The 14,183-nt window shown below is 53.8% G+C and carries 16 protein-coding genes and 1 pseudogene; 9 read left to right on the top strand and 8 right to left on the bottom strand.

Annotated features, from left to right (window positions below; all coding sequences use genetic code 11):
- Positions 1-5: 5 nt before the first annotated feature.
- From ACQ86N_RS36600 to ACQ86N_RS36635, 8 genes are read right to left on the bottom strand one after another with little or no spacing between them, the layout of a single operon-like run.
- Positions 6-440, bottom strand: a complete 435-nt coding sequence (locus ACQ86N_RS36600) for a BT_3044 domain-containing protein (protein ID WP_431211357.1) — start codon at positions 438-440, stop codon at positions 6-8.
- Positions 386-901, bottom strand: coding sequence for a DUF1735 domain-containing protein (locus ACQ86N_RS36605; RefSeq protein WP_431211358.1), 516 nt, complete (start codon positions 899-901; stop codon positions 386-388). The genes ACQ86N_RS36600 and ACQ86N_RS36605 overlap by 55 nt, the downstream gene beginning before the upstream one ends.
- Positions 816-1,904 (bottom strand): SusD/RagB family nutrient-binding outer membrane lipoprotein, encoded by a 1,089-nt coding sequence (locus ACQ86N_RS36610; RefSeq protein WP_431211359.1) that lies wholly within the window; start codon positions 1,902-1,904, stop codon positions 816-818. The genes ACQ86N_RS36605 and ACQ86N_RS36610 overlap by 86 nt, the downstream gene beginning before the upstream one ends.
- Positions 1,885-2,469, bottom strand: a complete 585-nt coding sequence (locus ACQ86N_RS36615; RefSeq protein WP_431211360.1) for a SusD/RagB family nutrient-binding outer membrane lipoprotein — start codon at positions 2,467-2,469, stop codon at positions 1,885-1,887. Before ACQ86N_RS36615 ends, ACQ86N_RS36610 begins: the two co-directional genes overlap by 20 nt.
- 31 nt (positions 2,470-2,500) lie before the next feature.
- Positions 2,501-3,232, bottom strand: a complete 732-nt coding sequence (locus ACQ86N_RS36620; protein WP_431211361.1) for a hypothetical protein — start codon at positions 3,230-3,232, stop codon at positions 2,501-2,503.
- Positions 3,229-4,161, bottom strand: coding sequence for a TonB-dependent receptor domain-containing protein (locus ACQ86N_RS36625; RefSeq protein WP_431211362.1), 933 nt, complete (start codon positions 4,159-4,161; stop codon positions 3,229-3,231). Before ACQ86N_RS36625 ends, ACQ86N_RS36620 begins: the two co-directional genes overlap by 4 nt.
- Positions 4,158-5,132 carry a hypothetical protein gene (locus ACQ86N_RS36630; protein ID WP_431211363.1) on the bottom strand — a complete coding sequence of 325 codons (975 nt, stop codon included), beginning with the start codon at positions 5,130-5,132 and terminating at the stop codon, positions 4,158-4,160. Before ACQ86N_RS36630 ends, ACQ86N_RS36625 begins: the two co-directional genes overlap by 4 nt.
- A complete protein-coding gene (locus tag ACQ86N_RS36635) occupies positions 5,120-5,797 on the bottom strand; it encodes a carboxypeptidase-like regulatory domain-containing protein (protein ID WP_431211364.1) in 678 nt (225 codons plus the stop codon). The genes ACQ86N_RS36630 and ACQ86N_RS36635 overlap by 13 nt, the downstream gene beginning before the upstream one ends.
- A 422-nt stretch (positions 5,798-6,219) precedes the next feature.
- On the opposite strand from ACQ86N_RS36635, the gene ACQ86N_RS36640 reads away from it, so the two are divergent.
- The 9 genes and pseudogenes from ACQ86N_RS36640 to ACQ86N_RS36680 all read left to right on the top strand — a co-directional run bounded on the left by ACQ86N_RS36640 (position 6,220) and on the right by ACQ86N_RS36680 (position 14,114).
- Positions 6,220-7,251: a tetratricopeptide repeat protein gene (locus ACQ86N_RS36640; protein WP_431211365.1), complete on the top strand. Its 1,032-nt coding sequence runs from the start codon at positions 6,220-6,222 to the stop codon at positions 7,249-7,251.
- A gap of 172 nt (positions 7,252-7,423) precedes the next feature.
- Positions 7,424-8,155 (top strand): OmpA family protein, encoded by a 732-nt coding sequence (locus tag ACQ86N_RS36645; RefSeq protein ID WP_431217735.1) that lies wholly within the window; start codon positions 7,424-7,426, stop codon positions 8,153-8,155.
- Between the two features lie 66 nt (positions 8,156-8,221).
- On the top strand, positions 8,222-9,334 hold the full coding sequence (dprA, locus tag ACQ86N_RS36650; RefSeq protein ID WP_431211366.1) for a DNA-processing protein DprA: 1,113 nt from the start codon (positions 8,222-8,224) through the stop codon (positions 9,332-9,334).
- Positions 9,335-9,387: 53 nt separating this feature from the next.
- Positions 9,388-10,014, top strand: coding sequence for an IMP dehydrogenase (locus ACQ86N_RS36655; protein ID WP_431211367.1), 627 nt, complete (start codon positions 9,388-9,390; stop codon positions 10,012-10,014).
- Positions 9,981-10,888, top strand: a pseudogene (gene guaB, locus ACQ86N_RS36660) (IMP dehydrogenase). The gene ACQ86N_RS36655 and the pseudogene guaB overlap by 34 nt, the downstream one beginning before the upstream one ends.
- Positions 10,889-11,001: 113 nt before the next feature.
- Positions 11,002-12,006: a hypothetical protein gene (locus ACQ86N_RS36665; RefSeq protein WP_431211368.1), complete on the top strand. Its 1,005-nt coding sequence runs from the start codon at positions 11,002-11,004 to the stop codon at positions 12,004-12,006.
- Between the two features lie 219 nt (positions 12,007-12,225).
- On the top strand, positions 12,226-12,588 hold the full coding sequence (locus ACQ86N_RS36670; protein WP_431217736.1) for a nitrilase-related carbon-nitrogen hydrolase: 363 nt from the start codon (positions 12,226-12,228) through the stop codon (positions 12,586-12,588).
- 12 nt (positions 12,589-12,600) lie between these two features.
- Positions 12,601-13,449 (top strand): alpha/beta fold hydrolase, encoded by an 849-nt coding sequence (locus ACQ86N_RS36675; protein ID WP_431211369.1) that lies wholly within the window; start codon positions 12,601-12,603, stop codon positions 13,447-13,449.
- Complete coding sequence (locus tag ACQ86N_RS36680; RefSeq protein ID WP_431211370.1) at positions 13,446-14,114, top strand: SDR family NAD(P)-dependent oxidoreductase; 669 nt, start codon at positions 13,446-13,448, stop codon at positions 14,112-14,114. Before ACQ86N_RS36675 ends, ACQ86N_RS36680 begins: the two co-directional genes overlap by 4 nt.
- The last annotated feature ends 69 nt before the right edge of the window (positions 14,115-14,183 follow it).

Below are 14,183 nucleotides of genomic sequence, written 5' to 3' on the forward strand. Positions count from 1 at the left end.
GCACTCTACTGTCCCACCATTACCTCATCGATATGACGCAGGTTCCCCGAACCATTATAATATTTATAATGAAGCGTAAAAGTCTTCGTCGCCGGATTATACGTACACGCCCCGTCATTGGCAAGCGTCCCAAAGGAATTGCCCGGATTTAGCATACTCGGAAGCACGTTCACCGTGTTGTCCGGATTTATCTGCAGCGACATCTGACTCGTCAGGTCCCCCAGCTGACCGTCGATCACATTCGGACTCACTGTAGCGAAAGTCGCACTTCCGGTAATTCCCGCGGTGGTAAGAATACCCGACCCTACCGTCGCACCATTATACAATATCCTCGCCCCCGACAGATTATAGGTATCTTCATAAATACTCTTCAGCTTGATCAGGATCACCTCCTGCTTGAGATTGTCCGGGATCTTCGCCCCCTTCGCATTGGTGAGCAACAGCGGCAGCGCATAGTCCTTCGTGAAGTCGATCTTATTCCCGAAAAAATGATCGAGTCTTTCACGATCTGCTGCCCCGGACTGATCGTCACAGCCCCGTTATTCGCTATCTGATAATTGTCTGCCGGCAGCAGCAACCTCGTACTGTCCGAATTGGCGGCTTTATATTGATCCAGCGTCGCCTGGTCGACCATCAGCGTAGCGGTTACCGGAGTTGAGAGCGTCAGATTCGCGACCGACAACGTTATCTCGACATTGATCCCGGCGGAAGAAATAGGCAGGACGGACTGGGAAGCCACGAATATTCCGTTGTACTGGCCGTCCCCCTGAATGCTCACCAGAGCCGGACTCTGCGAATAATCCTGTATCGGCCCGTTATTCTTCAGACAGGCGCTGAAGAAAATAGCAATGGCGACCAACCCGACAACTGCCCGCGACCCTATATTGAATAGTCTTTTCATTGTTTTTCGATTTATTGATTCCAAAAATTTTGGCCGAGAACTGAGCGTTGGCGCCCAGCTGCGGCACATTGACACCATTCGTATTCAGCTCGGACTGAGGATATAAATACCTGACAGGTATCTCCGGCTCTATATGAGTAGGCGCTTTTGAGATCGGCAGCGCCGGGATACCCATCCTCCTATAGTCAGTCCAGGCCTCGACCTGATTGATCCCGTTGAGCGCAGCCCATTTCTGCGTCAGTATGGCATGCAGCTTGTTCGGCGAAGCCGTCCAGTCCACATCCGCAACCCCCTGCGTATAGTAAGCCTTCGCGTCATCATCCGGCGTTGCTCCTGCGGGTATCTGGTTGGTCCCATCCTTATACAAATATTCGAAAGACTGCGTGATGGCCGACTCGAATAAAGCCTGCGCGTTCCCCGGTATCCAGCCCCTCTGCACGGCCTCCGCCTGAAGGAAAAGACTTTCAAAATCCGAAAAGACCAGTTGGTCCTGGCCAGGCCCCTTCAGTACCCCCGGACCTATCGCAGAAGTATTCGCATTCGATACCGCCGCCGGATCACCGTCGTAGTTGCCCGCATAGCCGCCGTTCACAGCCGCATAGAAATAACCCAGCCTCGGATCATTATTGCTGTTGTAGAAATCCACCGCATAAGTATTCGCCCTGTAATAGGCTACATTGGTCGTAGAAGCGGTGACCGTAAAGAACGTCGCGTAGAAAGGATTGATCTTGGCGGTAGAGTTCTGATAGCCTGGATTGACAACTGCACTCTCACCCGCCCCTATAAAGCCTCTGCCATTGGCGGCGATCCCAGCCAGCTCGGTATTGATCAACCCCTGCTGAGAACCCACCTGCGACTGATGCATCAGCAGCTTTAGCAGTAGGGTGTTGGAGAACCGGACCCGGGAATCCATCCGGTCGCTGGCGGTAGCAGGATCCGTCCCGCCATTGCCGCCGGCGTTACCAAAGAGCACATCATACTGTTCATCGGTCTTCAGCGTCACAGTCGGCGCCGAGGCATAATATGCCTCTTGCCGAATCGAACAAAAGGATGGCACTGTCGACCTGCCTTACAAGATCGTTATAAATATCCAGCGCCTTATCATACTTCGGCTGCACGGAGTTCTGGGGATTGAAAGCGTCCTTGTACGGAACATCATTGTAAATATCCACCAGCATCGAGAAATGGTAGGCTTTCATCACCTTCGCAACCGCAACATAAAGAGGCGCCTGAGCAGCCCGGCCGGCCTGCTCGATATAATTGAACCTGTTCAGCGTAGCATATATATTACCCCATTCGAAGTCGGTATAGTTGTTCGGTAAATTATAGGTCTCAGTTTGCACATCCGGCACATAGTTACCGCTCCTGGACCAGTACGCCATCCACCTGGTCAGGTTTTGATAATCCCTCCCGAGATTGTCGGCAGTTCCGACAAGGGCCGCGGACAATACGACGTTGGGAGTGACTGTTGTCGGCTGATTCTGATTCTGGTTTACGTTGAGGTATTTCTTGCACCCTCCAACCATTACCCCAATCAGTATAACTATTATAGTGGTCGCTTTTTTCATATCCAATATTTTTAATTGCTCAGAGAGCAGACTAGAAGGTTATAGTAATATTGGCGCCGTAGAGCCGTGTAGGAGGCGTCTGGAATTCCGACGTCGATCCGATGGCATTACCCGTACCCGTATTGTTGGTGCCAATGCCGGTCGTACTGTTGTCATTGAATTCCGGATCGGACCAGAAATTTGATTTGGGCCGCAACATCAGCAAATTCCTGCCCACAAGCCCCACAGTGATCCGCTTGATAAAGGACGTCTTTGACAATGCCCTCGCCGGCACCTCATAACTAAGAGCCACCTCTCTCAACTTCCAGAAAGCTGCGCTGGTTATATAGGGAGTGCCGATGCCGTTGGTATACAGCGTCGGCCAGAAACCAGCCCCGCCAATATTACCGCCGTTGGAAATAGCTACGCTCGTATTTGGTATATATTTACCCGTCCCATCCGGGATCTCCGAGTTCGGGAAGATGAAACGCTGGCGCCCATTCTCGGCAGAATGCCACGAAACACCCGTAAAATCCATGTTTTGCCCCAATGCATTCATGATATAGTTTCCGCCCCGGTAATCAATAACCGCAGAAAGGGTAAAACCCTTATAAGAAACAGACGTATTGATACCAAGGATATCCCTCGGGTTCGTATTCCCGAAAACCTTTTCATTCGGGTCCAGCGCAGGCAATCCCGTCTGAGGATCGACGATCACCTTTCCGTTGGCCGAATCCCTTACCCAGTCCGTCGTCTTGATCACCGGATAAGGCTGTCCCTTCACAGCATAGATCCCCCCGCTACACCAGCCGAACCATTCGCAAAATTGCTCAGTTGCAGCTCATCCACACCCGGTAGCAGCTCGTTGATCTTATTCATATAGTGCGCATACGAAACGCCCACACTCCACGTCACATCCTTAGTCTTTATCGGGGTCACATTCAAATCCAGCTCATAACCCCGGTTCGTAACCAGCCCCGCATTCACCACTTTTGACGTGAACCCGGTAGGCGCAGGAATCGACGCCGTCAGCGTCTGGCCCTTGCTCTTGCTCTGGTAATACGCACCCGACAAATTGATCCGGTTATTATAGAACCCCAGTTCACCCCCAACCTCGAACTCGTCTGTGATCTCAGGCTTGATGAGAGGATTTAAATAGGTCGAACTCTGGGAATATCCCCCGAGGGACCCAAACGGGAACCCCGAACTCGTCTGCTGATACCCCGTGGCCGGCACAAAAGGATTGACCAGCAAATAGGCGCCATAGGCATTGTTCCCGCCAAGATTGATATTGGCTACGTGCGTAAACCCTCCTCTCAGCTTGCCATAGGTTAACACTTTACTGTTCTTCAGCGCATCGATAGCCTGCGTAAAGATCAGGGAAGCATCTACCCCATAATAGTTATATCTGTACTGAGTGGGATCGAGCGTAGAGTTCCATTCCATCCGGTCGCTCCCATGCAGAAATAAAAACTCCCTGAATCCAAGGGTGAGGTCCCCATAGAACGCTCCATCCCTTTGTTTATATGTGGTCTGACTATAACCCGGCACGCCAAGCACGCTGGAAATATTATAAAAGTCCATGAACTGCAGGTTGTCTCCTTCCAGCCATTGGTCCGTCTGATACCGCTGCGCGAGATTCCATCCCGCCAGTCCCTTCAGCGAGATATCCCCCCATTCTTTGCTGACAGCGGCGATAAGGTCATTATTCAATCGCTGTTCGAAAAAGACTCGTCGTACTCCGAAGGCGCGAGATAACCCTGACTGCTCGGAACATTTCCTGCGCCCCAGGGGTCGGCGATCGCCCAGGGAGCAAAATTGATCCCCGCACGCGTATACTTTCGGTTGAACGTACTCTGCGTAACGCCAAGCCGGTCCGACAGCGTAAGCCAGTCTGTAACCCTAAAGGATAGATTGAGGTTTCCCAACAGGTCATACGTATTGGTCTTCCTCCTGGAATTATCGATCGTCCAGTAAGGATTCGTCGCATAAGCGTCAAAATAGCCATTGGGATCGGCAAACATATTATTCCTCCAGTCCTTGAAAGAGGTCAGTGGAACATGCGCCGGATTATTCAGCACTTCGAAATACAACGGACGTCCGGAAAAAACTCCGCCATTGGTCTGGTTGTAGCTCAACCCCGCGATATCCACCGAGGACTGATTGAAGGACGCGGTGTACTCCGCCCTGAACCGGCCATAAGTCCTCGAACCCCCAACACGGAAATTGTCCCGCCTCGACCTGTCATTCGGCACGACCCCGGTCTTCTTCACATCCTGAAAGCCCATATAGAACGTCCCCCTTTCATCTCCCGAAGAAAAAGAGACATTGGCCTGATTGGTCAACCCCGTATTGAAGAAATCCCGGATATTATTCTTTACGGGGGAATACCGCACGAAATTGGTGTCCAGTTTATCGAGGTTTACCGTCCCGTCGGGATTCCGTTCGGGTACGCCATAACCCAGAGGCACAAGCGATCCGTCATAAGGCGGCCCATAGCTCTGATTCTCATATGGCACATACCCCACGGTGCCATCCGGGAACGTTGCAAAACCTTCGCCGCCGTATGACCCGAACCGCGTCTGCACCTTTGGCATATACGATATGGTTTCCCACGAAGTCGTATTGCCGACCGCGATCGTCGGCTTGCCCCTCGAGCCATGTTTCGTAGTTATGACCAGCACGCCGTTGGAAGCCTTCGATCCATAGATAGATGCGGCAACCGCCCCTTCAGTACAGTCACATTGTCCACGTCTTCCGGGTCGATCTTGTTGATGTATGTCGGATCATCTACCGGAATGCCATCCAGCACCAGGAGCGCCTGGTTGTTCCCCGTGATACTTCGGTTGCCGCGAAGCACAATGCGTGTCGTGGGATTCACGCTGTTATTGGTCAGGTTGACCTGCAACCCCGAAACCTTGCCCGCAAGGCCGGTAGAGATATCGGTAACCTTTGCCTGCGTTAGCTCCTTCGTGCTGATCTTGGTAGTGGCATACCCCAACTCTTTCGACTGCCGCTGAATACCAAGCGCAGTCACCACTACCTCGGCCAGCGCAGTCGTACTGCGCGCAACCTGAATAGCCAGCACGGCATCACCGGTAACACTTACCTCCTTTTGGATGATTCCTGTTCCGGATACGACAAGCACGTCTCCCGTCTTAGCCTTGATTGTAAAATTGCCATCGGCGTCGGCGCTTGTCCCCGACTTGGTGCCTTTGATCCTGATCGAAGAAAATGGAACCGGCTGCCCCAGGGGATCGGTTACCCGGCCGGAAATAGACCTAACTTGGGCAAATAGCAACTGACATGACAGTATAAGCACTGCCAGCAGTGGTGGAAGTTTTCTCATGTGGGGGTGTTTTGGTTTGTATTTAATTAAAAGTCAATACGAATACATAAGTTTTTTATCAAAACTTTAAAAGGCTCCAACCCCATTCTTTTCAGATGATAAATAAAAAGACATGCATAATTCAGCCGCCGCTGCCGGAACAAGTGTGAAAGAAATGTTAACGAATCCAACCACCCGACCCTAAGAATTCCCCACGCCCACCACTCCAACCCTCAAAAATCCCCCGGCGTCCCCTCCCCAACTCCGAAATTCAGCCGAACCTACACCGCCCCTCTCCCAACTTCCGCCCAAAACACTCTCCCCCCCAACTACTCCGGGGATCCCCTTTCCCGAAAATTTGTCGCACCTTTTTTGCTTCAGCAACAGAAACTCCTTATACCGTACGTTTTAGTTATTTTCAGCAAGCAAATAAATGATTCCAGATGAAAATCTTAGGTCTCCCGTACCCTCAGATCCTGCTCGCAGTAGCTTTCCTTATTCCCTCGTTCGCGGGACAGGCACAGTACAACCCCGACAAAGTGAATAAAAAGGCCGTCCAGCTGTATTCAAAAGGGCTCGAACAGGCCCAGAACGACGACCTGAAAGGCGGCATAGAAACCCTGAAAAAAGCCCCGGCCATCGACAACAACTACGAGGAAGCCTGCCTGTCCATAGCCGGTATGTACTCCGAAATGAAGGACCATCGCTCCGCTGTCCAATACTATGAAAAAGCCAAAGCGATAGACAGCGATTTCTTCAAAGACTACAACCTCCCTTACTCCATTGACCTCGCAGGCACCGGGAATTTTGAAAAAGCCCTCCAGGCGATCGACGTCTTCCTTACCGTTGACAACCTCAACGAAACCAGCCGGAAAGCAGGCGCATACCGCGAGCGCTGTTATCAGTTCGCCCTCGACTACTCCGCCGCCCACCAATCCTCAGCCAATTATAAATTTGAACCCCACAACCTTGGAGACAGCATCAACACGGAAGTCTCCGAATACTATCCCTCGATCAGCCTCGACGGCAGCACGCTCATCTTTACCAGGCGCGTCAACCACAATAACGAAGACTTTTACCAGTCCACCCGCACGGGCAACTCCTGGAGTAAAGCGCACAGCCTCGAGGGAGACATCAATACCAACTACAACGAAGCCGCACAGACCGTCTCTCTTGACGGGCAGATGCTTATCTTCAACGGCTGCGACATCCCCGGCGGCAGGGGCGAGCTGCGACCTCTATATCTCTTACCTGACAACCGGCGGCTGGAGCACGCCCGAGAACATGGGCGACAGCGTCAACTCGGAATCCTGGGACGCCGCACCCTCCCTTTCCCCGGACAAAAAGGACCTCTATTTTTCCAGCAGCCGACCTGGCGGATACGGCGGCATGGACCTCTACGTCTGCCACCGCCTCCTCAACGGGCAGTGGAGCGCCGCCGAGAACCTCGGCCCGGTGATCAACACCGTCGGTGACGAAGGAACACCCTTTATCCACGCCGATAACCAGACCCTTTACTTTAACTCATCGGGACACCCCGGCTACGGCAGCAACGACCTCTTTGTAGCCCACAAGGGTTCCAATGGCGAATGGGGCAAACCGGAAAACCTCGGCTACCCGATCAACGACATCGAGGACCAGGGCAGCATGATAGTAGCCGCCGACGGAAAAACAGCCTACTACGCCAGCGACCGGTCGGACAGCCGCGGCGGACTGGACCTATATACATTCGAGTTGCGCGATGACATCCGCCCCGCCCGCACGCTCTGGGTGAAAGGAAGAGTCTATGACCGCAGCACTCGCAAAGGCCTGCCCTCCAGCGTCGTCCTCACCGACCTGAACACCAGACAGATAATCAGCAATCTCCAGACCGACGAGACGGGTAACTACCTGATCACGCTGCCAAAAGGAAAAGACTATGCCTTTAATGTAAAAAGGAAAGGCTACCTCTTCTTTTCAGACAACTACTCCCTGAGCCGCGAACAGGGCGATACCGCATTCAACGTCGACATCCCGCTGCAGCCCATCGAGGCCAACGCCGCCATCGTACTGAAAAATATATTTTTCGAGACAAACAAGTATGAACTCAAACCACAGTCCGAAGCCGAACTGAATAACGTCGTTCAACTCCTGAAAGACAATCCTACCCTCCGCATCCAGATCAACGGCCACACCGACAATTCCGGCAAAACGGCCGACAATCAGTTGCTGTCGGAGAATAGGGCAAAAGCGGTTACCACCTACCTCGTGTCCAAAGGCATCGCAGCGGCGCGCCTGGCATTCAAGGGATTCGGAGACACTGTTCCCGTCGCCGACAACTCTACACCCGAAGGCCGCGCCCAAAACCGTCGCACCGAGCTCAAAGTAATAAGCAGATAGGATTTTTATTCTATTTTCTTATTAACTTTACTACTACCAAGCCACTACCACCTTTAATCTTGCCCAATGAAAGAAGAAGCCCTCCACCTGTTGGCCCTCACCCGTACAAAAGGTATCGGCGTTGCCTATTCGAAAAACCTGATCCAGCGCTTCGGAGACGCTAAAGCCGTTTTCCAGGCCAGCCCGGCAGCCCTCCTCAAGTCGGGCCTCCCCGTCGAGTCTGCCCACGCCATCCATACCTTCACGGATTGGGCTTCGGCAGAAGCCGAGCTTCTCTACCTCGAAAAGATCGGCGCCCGTCCGCTATTCTTCACAGACAGCGAATACCCGCAGCGCCTTCTGCCGCTCGATGACGCCCCACTCCTCCTGTTCTATAAAGGCGACGCCGACCTCAATACCAAAAAGATCATATCGGTCGTCGGCACAAGAAATCCCACGGAACACGGCAAACAAATAACAGAACAGATCATCCGCCAGCTCGCCCAGCCCGACCTTCTCATCGTCAGTGGCCTTGCCCATGGTGTCGACGCCCGTGCCCACAGCGCCGCGCTGAAATACAATATCCCGACAATAGGAATCCTGGGCCATGGACTCAACTACATCTACCCCCGCGAAAACCGCGGCCTCGCAAAAGAAATGCTGCGGCAGCAGGGAGGCCTCCTCACCAGATTCTGCACAGATACCTCTCCCGATAGCTTCCAGTTCCCACTTCGGAATCGCCTTATCGCAGGCATGTGCGACGCGGTCATAGTCGTAGAGACCCGGCTCAAAGGAGGAAGCATGCTCACCATCGGAAACGCAGAAGCATACGGCAAAAAGATCTTCGCCGTACCCGGCAGGTTCGATGACGCCTGCAGCTCAGGCTGTAACTGGCTTATTCAGCAGGGAAAGGCCGGACTGTTTCTCTCCGGCCAGCACCTGCAGGAAAGCATGGGTTGGGAAACCCCGGCTCCCCACAGTGGTAAACAGGCATCTCTTTCTTTTCCAACGGAAACAACCAGCCTTTCTGTCGCGGAAAAGGCTCTGCTTAATTTGTTAACGGAAGGCAAAACCCTCTCGCTCGACGAAATATGTATAAAAAGTCAGCTTGAATTTTCAACCGTCGCCAAACATCTCCTTAGCCTTGAATTACAGGGACTGATCTGCTCATTGCCAGGAAAGAGATACCGGCTCAGCTAGGCCCCGCGGACAAAAAATTTGGACCATACCACCGGGCCACCCTATCTTTGCACATGGCAAGAAACAATACCACTGCTGGAAAGCAGGCTTCCCCCTCAAAGTTTTTCGGAGAAGGACTCACATTCGATGACGTACTGTTACTCCCCGCTTTTTCCCAGGTACTACCCCGCGAAGTCGATATTCGGAGCAAGCTGACTAAGAATATCACGCTTAATATCCCCATGCTGTCCGCCGCAATGGATACCGTTACCGAAGCGACCCTCGCAATAGCCCTCGCACGTGAAGGCGGCATCGGCATCCTTCACAAGAACATGAGTATCGAAAAGCAGGTCGAGCAGGCGCGCAAGGTAAAAAGAAGCGAAAGCGGCCTGATCATCGATCCGATCACCCTCAACGAAGACGCCACCATCAGCGACGCACTCCGGCTGATGAAAGAGAACAAGATCGGCGGTATTCCGATCACCGACAAAAGCAACGTCCTCGTCGGCATCCTCACCAACCGTGACCTCCGGTTCGAAGACAACAAACGCCGGAAAGTCAGCGAAGTGATGACCCCCAAAGACAGACTGGTCACGGCTCCCGAAGGCACCGACCTGAAAAAGCCGAAAAGATCCTGCAGAAATACAAGATCGAAAAACTGCCCGTCATCAGCAAACAGGGCAAGCTCATCGGTCTCATAACCTATAGGGATATCCTCCAACTATCCAGCTACCCCAACGCTGTAAAAGACACATACGGCCGTTTGCTCGTCGGCGCCGCCCTCGGCATCACCAAAGACCTGCTCGACCGGGCCAGCGCACTGCAGCAGATCGGAGTGGACGTAGTAACACTCGACAGCGCACACGGACACCATATCGGCGTTATCAACGCCCTGAAATCCCTGAAAAAGAATTTCAAACAGCTCCAGGTCATAGCAGGCAACATCGGTACCGCGGCGGGAGCAAAGGCCCTGGCCGACGCCGGTGCAGACGCCGTCAAGGTCGGGATAGGCCCCGGATCCATCTGTACCACTCGCATCGTCGCCGGAGCCGGTGTACCCCAGATAACCGCCGTGATGGAGGCCGCCTCTGTCCTTAACGCAAGAAACGTCCCCGTCATCGCCGACGGAGGTATCCGCTATACCGGCGATATGGTAAAGCCATCGCCGCAGGCGCCAACCTCGTAATGATGGGCAGCGTCTTCGCGGGCGTAGAAGAAAGCCCCGGTGAAACGATCATCTATGAAGGAAGAAAATTCAAGCAATACCGCGGCATGGGCTCCATCGGAGCGATGACCAAGGGCAGCAGCGACCGCTACTTTCAGGACGTGGAAGACGATATCAAAAAGCTGGTCCCCGAAGGCATCGAAGGCCGCGTAGCCTTCAAGGGCAATTTGTCGGAAGTCGTCCAGCAATACGTTGGCGGACTCCGCGCGGGTATGGGATACTGCGGTGCGAAAGACATACGCACGCTTCAGCAAGAGGCCCAATTCATCAAGATCACCAACGCAGGCATGAAGGAAAGCCATGCGCACGACATCGAGATCACGAAAGAAGCCCCTAACTATAGCCGCTAGTCCTTATTAGAATCTTATAAAAAATGCCCTGGCTCCCCGGGGCATTTTTCTTTCCATTGCCCATCTCCCGGCGATTAAGCTTATTTTTACCTCAACAACAAAAGACTTCAGGTTTGAAAAAGCTTCCTCCCATTCTTCTGTCTGTGCTTACAGGTTTGCTGCTATTCGCCGCATGGCCAGTGTCCCCCCTGACCTTCCTGATCTTCATCGCCTTCATTCCCCTGCTATGGCTGGAACGCCGGGGCATTCGACGGAAAAGATTCTTCGCATGGGTCTATCTCTCGATGCTCATCTGGAACGCCGCTACCACCTGGTGGATCTGGAACGCAACCGCCCCCGGCGCCATAGGAGCCATCCTCGCCAACAGCCTGCTCATGTGCATACCCTGGCTCGGCTTCCATTCTGTCAAACGGCGCCTCGGCGATACTGCCGGCTATCTGTCACTTATATTCTTCTGGCTCAGCTTCGAATACATCCATCTGCAGGACTGGGGCCTCAGCTGGCCCTGGCTGACCCTCGGCAACTCCTTCTCCACACGGACCAGCTGGGTTCAATGGTATGAATACACGGGCACCAGCGGAGGAAGCCTGTGGGTAATGACGGTGAACGTTCTCCTTTTCCGCTTCCTCTGGAAAAAATTCAGAGGCGGGCAGCTCAACAAACCATTCGCCGTCTACTCCGGTCTCGCCCTGCTCCTTCCCTTCCTCCTTTCCATCCTCATCTCTTCGGCGGAAAAAACCAGCTCTGCCGATCAGACTACCGCCAGCCTGTCCCTCAACAATATTGTCATCGTCCAGCCCAATATCGACCCCTATGAAAAGCTCTACACGGGAAGTATCGAAGCCCAGCTGCACAAACTCATCCGCCTCAGCGACTCGGCCATCGACTCCGGGACCGTTCTCGTAGTATGGCCGGAAACAGCCCTGTACAGCGAGAAAGGATTCATAGAAGACCAGCTGAAACAGGACTTCTTCCTCAATCCTCTCTGGGATTTCCTCCATCGTCACCCCAACATCAACCTGCTAAGCGGCACTGGAGGCCGTCCGCATCTTCAACGAACGCCACAGCGCCTCCGCACAGAAGATCCCCGGCTCCGCCCAGTACTACGAAAGCTATAACGCAGCCGCACTGTTCGACAGCACAGGGCCAGTCTCCTTCTACCACAAGTCCAGACTGGTACCGGGCGTAGAGACCCTTCCCCCTTCCTGCATATTCTTGATTCCTGGTTCGAAAAATTTGGCGGAACGACCGCAGGCTATACCGGTCAGAGCGACCGCTCCGTCCTCAACACCACCAATCGAACCTATCATATAGCCCCCGCGGTATGCTATGAAAGTATATACGGCGAATTCATGTCGCGCTACGTCCGCAATGGGGCGAACGTCGTCGCCATCATCACCAACGACGGATGGTGGGGCAATACCCCAGGCTATAGGCAGCACGAATCCTACGCCCGGCTAAGAGCCATCGAAACCCGGCGCTGGGTCATCCGCAGCGCCAACACCGGAGTCTCCTGCGTCATCAGTCCCGCAGGCGAAATAACTACTTCCCGTCCCCTGGGTCTCGACCGCCTTCATCCGACAGTCCATTCCTCCCAGGAACGATATGACCTTCTACGTCCGGTACGAGGATTGGATATCCAGACTGGCCCTCCTGCTTACCATCCTGTTCGTTATCTGGAATATTGTCACGGCCATTAAAACAAGAAACTCGTGGATAAGAAAATAGCCGACGGCACAAATACCCTTTTCTACCGGGAAGAAGGCTCGGGCCTGCCGGTCGTCCTGCTGCACGGCTTTGCAGAGGACGGCGCCATCTGGAGCAACCAGTCCGACTACCTGCGATCCGGCTTCCGCCTGATCATTCCCGACCTTCCCGGCACCGGCGACTCCATCCCAACCAGCTATTCCTCAGCCAGCTCTCCAACCCCCACCTCACAGTCATCCGCGGCCAACATTTCCATGGAATCCATGGCAGAAAACGTACTAACCATCCTCAACCACGAAGGCATCGACAAATGCGTACTCATCGGCCATAGCATGGGCGGATACGCCACACTCGCCTTCGCTGAAAAATATCCCGACCGGCTCAAAGGCTTCGGACTATTCCATTCCACTGCCTACCCCGACAGCGAAGAAAAAAAATCAGCCCGCAGAAAAAGCATCGACTTTATTCGCAACAACGGCTCTGCCCCCTTTATCCGCCAGTCTACACCCAATCTCTTTGCCGCAGGGACCCGCACCAGCCGACCCGATCTCATCCAGTCAACGATAGATCGCTATTCCGGCTTCGCCCCCAAAGCGCTGATCGCATGGTACGAAGCCATGATCCGCCGCCCTGACCGAACGGCCGTCCTCAGGGACGCGGCGACCCCCGTACTCTTCGTCATCGGCAAAGACGACCAGGCCGTTCTGCCGGAACAGACCCTCCAGCAGTCCCATCTGCCATCCCTGACCCATATCCATATCCTTCAACGATCCGCACACATGGGCATGCTCGAAGAACCCGACAAAAGCAACGGCCTCTTACAATCATTTTTAAACTTTGTGATACATACATGAACAAGATCATACTCATCACCGGCGCAACTTCCGGATTTGGCGAAGCCTGCGCCCGCAAATTCGCAGCAGCAGGCGGCTATGATATCATCGTCACCGGCAGAAGAAAAGACAGACTGGAGGCCCTGAAGACCGAACTGGAAAGCGGCGCCTACGGCCCCGTCAGCTCTCCAAAAATACTACCCCTCGTCTTCGACGTACAGAACAAGGCCGCCGTCGACGCAGCCATCGGCAGCCTGCCGGACGACTGGAAGAAGATCGACCTGCTCGTCAACAACGCGGGTCTGGCCCTCGGCAGGGACTATTTTGACGAAGCGAATATGGATGACTGGGAGACCATGATCGACACCAATGTTAAGGGTCTTCTCTACGTGTCACGGGCCGTCCTCCCGTTCATGACGGCAAGAGGCAAAGGGCATATCATTAACCTGGGCTCCGTGGCAGCCAAAGACATCTACGAAAAAGGCAACGTCTATTGCGGCTCCAAAGCCGCCGTCGACGCGATCTCCCATTCAATGAGGATCGACCTGCTGCGCCACAATATCAAAGTGACCGCCATCCACCCCGGCGCCGCCGAAACAGAATTTTCGAGCGTCCGGTTCAAAGGCGACGAAACCCAGGCAAAAAGATCTACGAAGGCTATACGCCGCTGTACGCCGCAGACGTAGCCGACGTCATCTTCTACTGCGCAACTTTGCCCCCCACGTATGCCTCAACGACATCGTGATGACCTGCAC

The organism is Puia sp. P3 (assembly GCF_050632245.1).
Taxonomy (GTDB): Bacteria; Bacteroidota; Bacteroidia; order Chitinophagales; family Chitinophagaceae; genus Puia.

What these genes read in the sequence shown, in the direction of transcription:
- ACQ86N_RS36605 (WP_431211358.1), bottom strand. Translation starts at nt 901, where the DNA reads ATGAAAAGACTATTCAATATAGGGTCGCGGGCAGTTGTCGGGTTGGTC.
- ACQ86N_RS36615 (WP_431211360.1), bottom strand. Translation starts at nt 2,469, where the DNA reads ATGAAAAAAGCGACCACTATAATAGTTATACTGATTGGGGTAATGGTT.
- ACQ86N_RS36635 (WP_431211364.1), bottom strand. Translation starts at nt 5,797, where the DNA reads ATGAGAAAACTTCCACCACTGCTGGCAGTGCTTATACTGTCATGTCAG.
- ACQ86N_RS36640 (WP_431211365.1), top strand. Translation starts at nt 6,220, where the DNA reads ATGAAAATCTTAGGTCTCCCGTACCCTCAGATCCTGCTCGCAGTAGCT.
- ACQ86N_RS36645 (WP_431217735.1), top strand. Translation starts at nt 7,424, where the DNA reads ATGATAGTAGCCGCCGACGGAAAAACAGCCTACTACGCCAGCGACCGG.
- dprA (WP_431211366.1), top strand. Translation starts at nt 8,222, where the DNA reads ATGAAAGAAGAAGCCCTCCACCTGTTGGCCCTCACCCGTACAAAAGGT.
- ACQ86N_RS36655 (WP_431211367.1), top strand. Translation starts at nt 9,388, where the DNA reads ATGGCAAGAAACAATACCACTGCTGGAAAGCAGGCTTCCCCCTCAAAG.
- ACQ86N_RS36680 (WP_431211370.1), top strand. Translation starts at nt 13,446, where the DNA reads ATGAACAAGATCATACTCATCACCGGCGCAACTTCCGGATTTGGCGAA.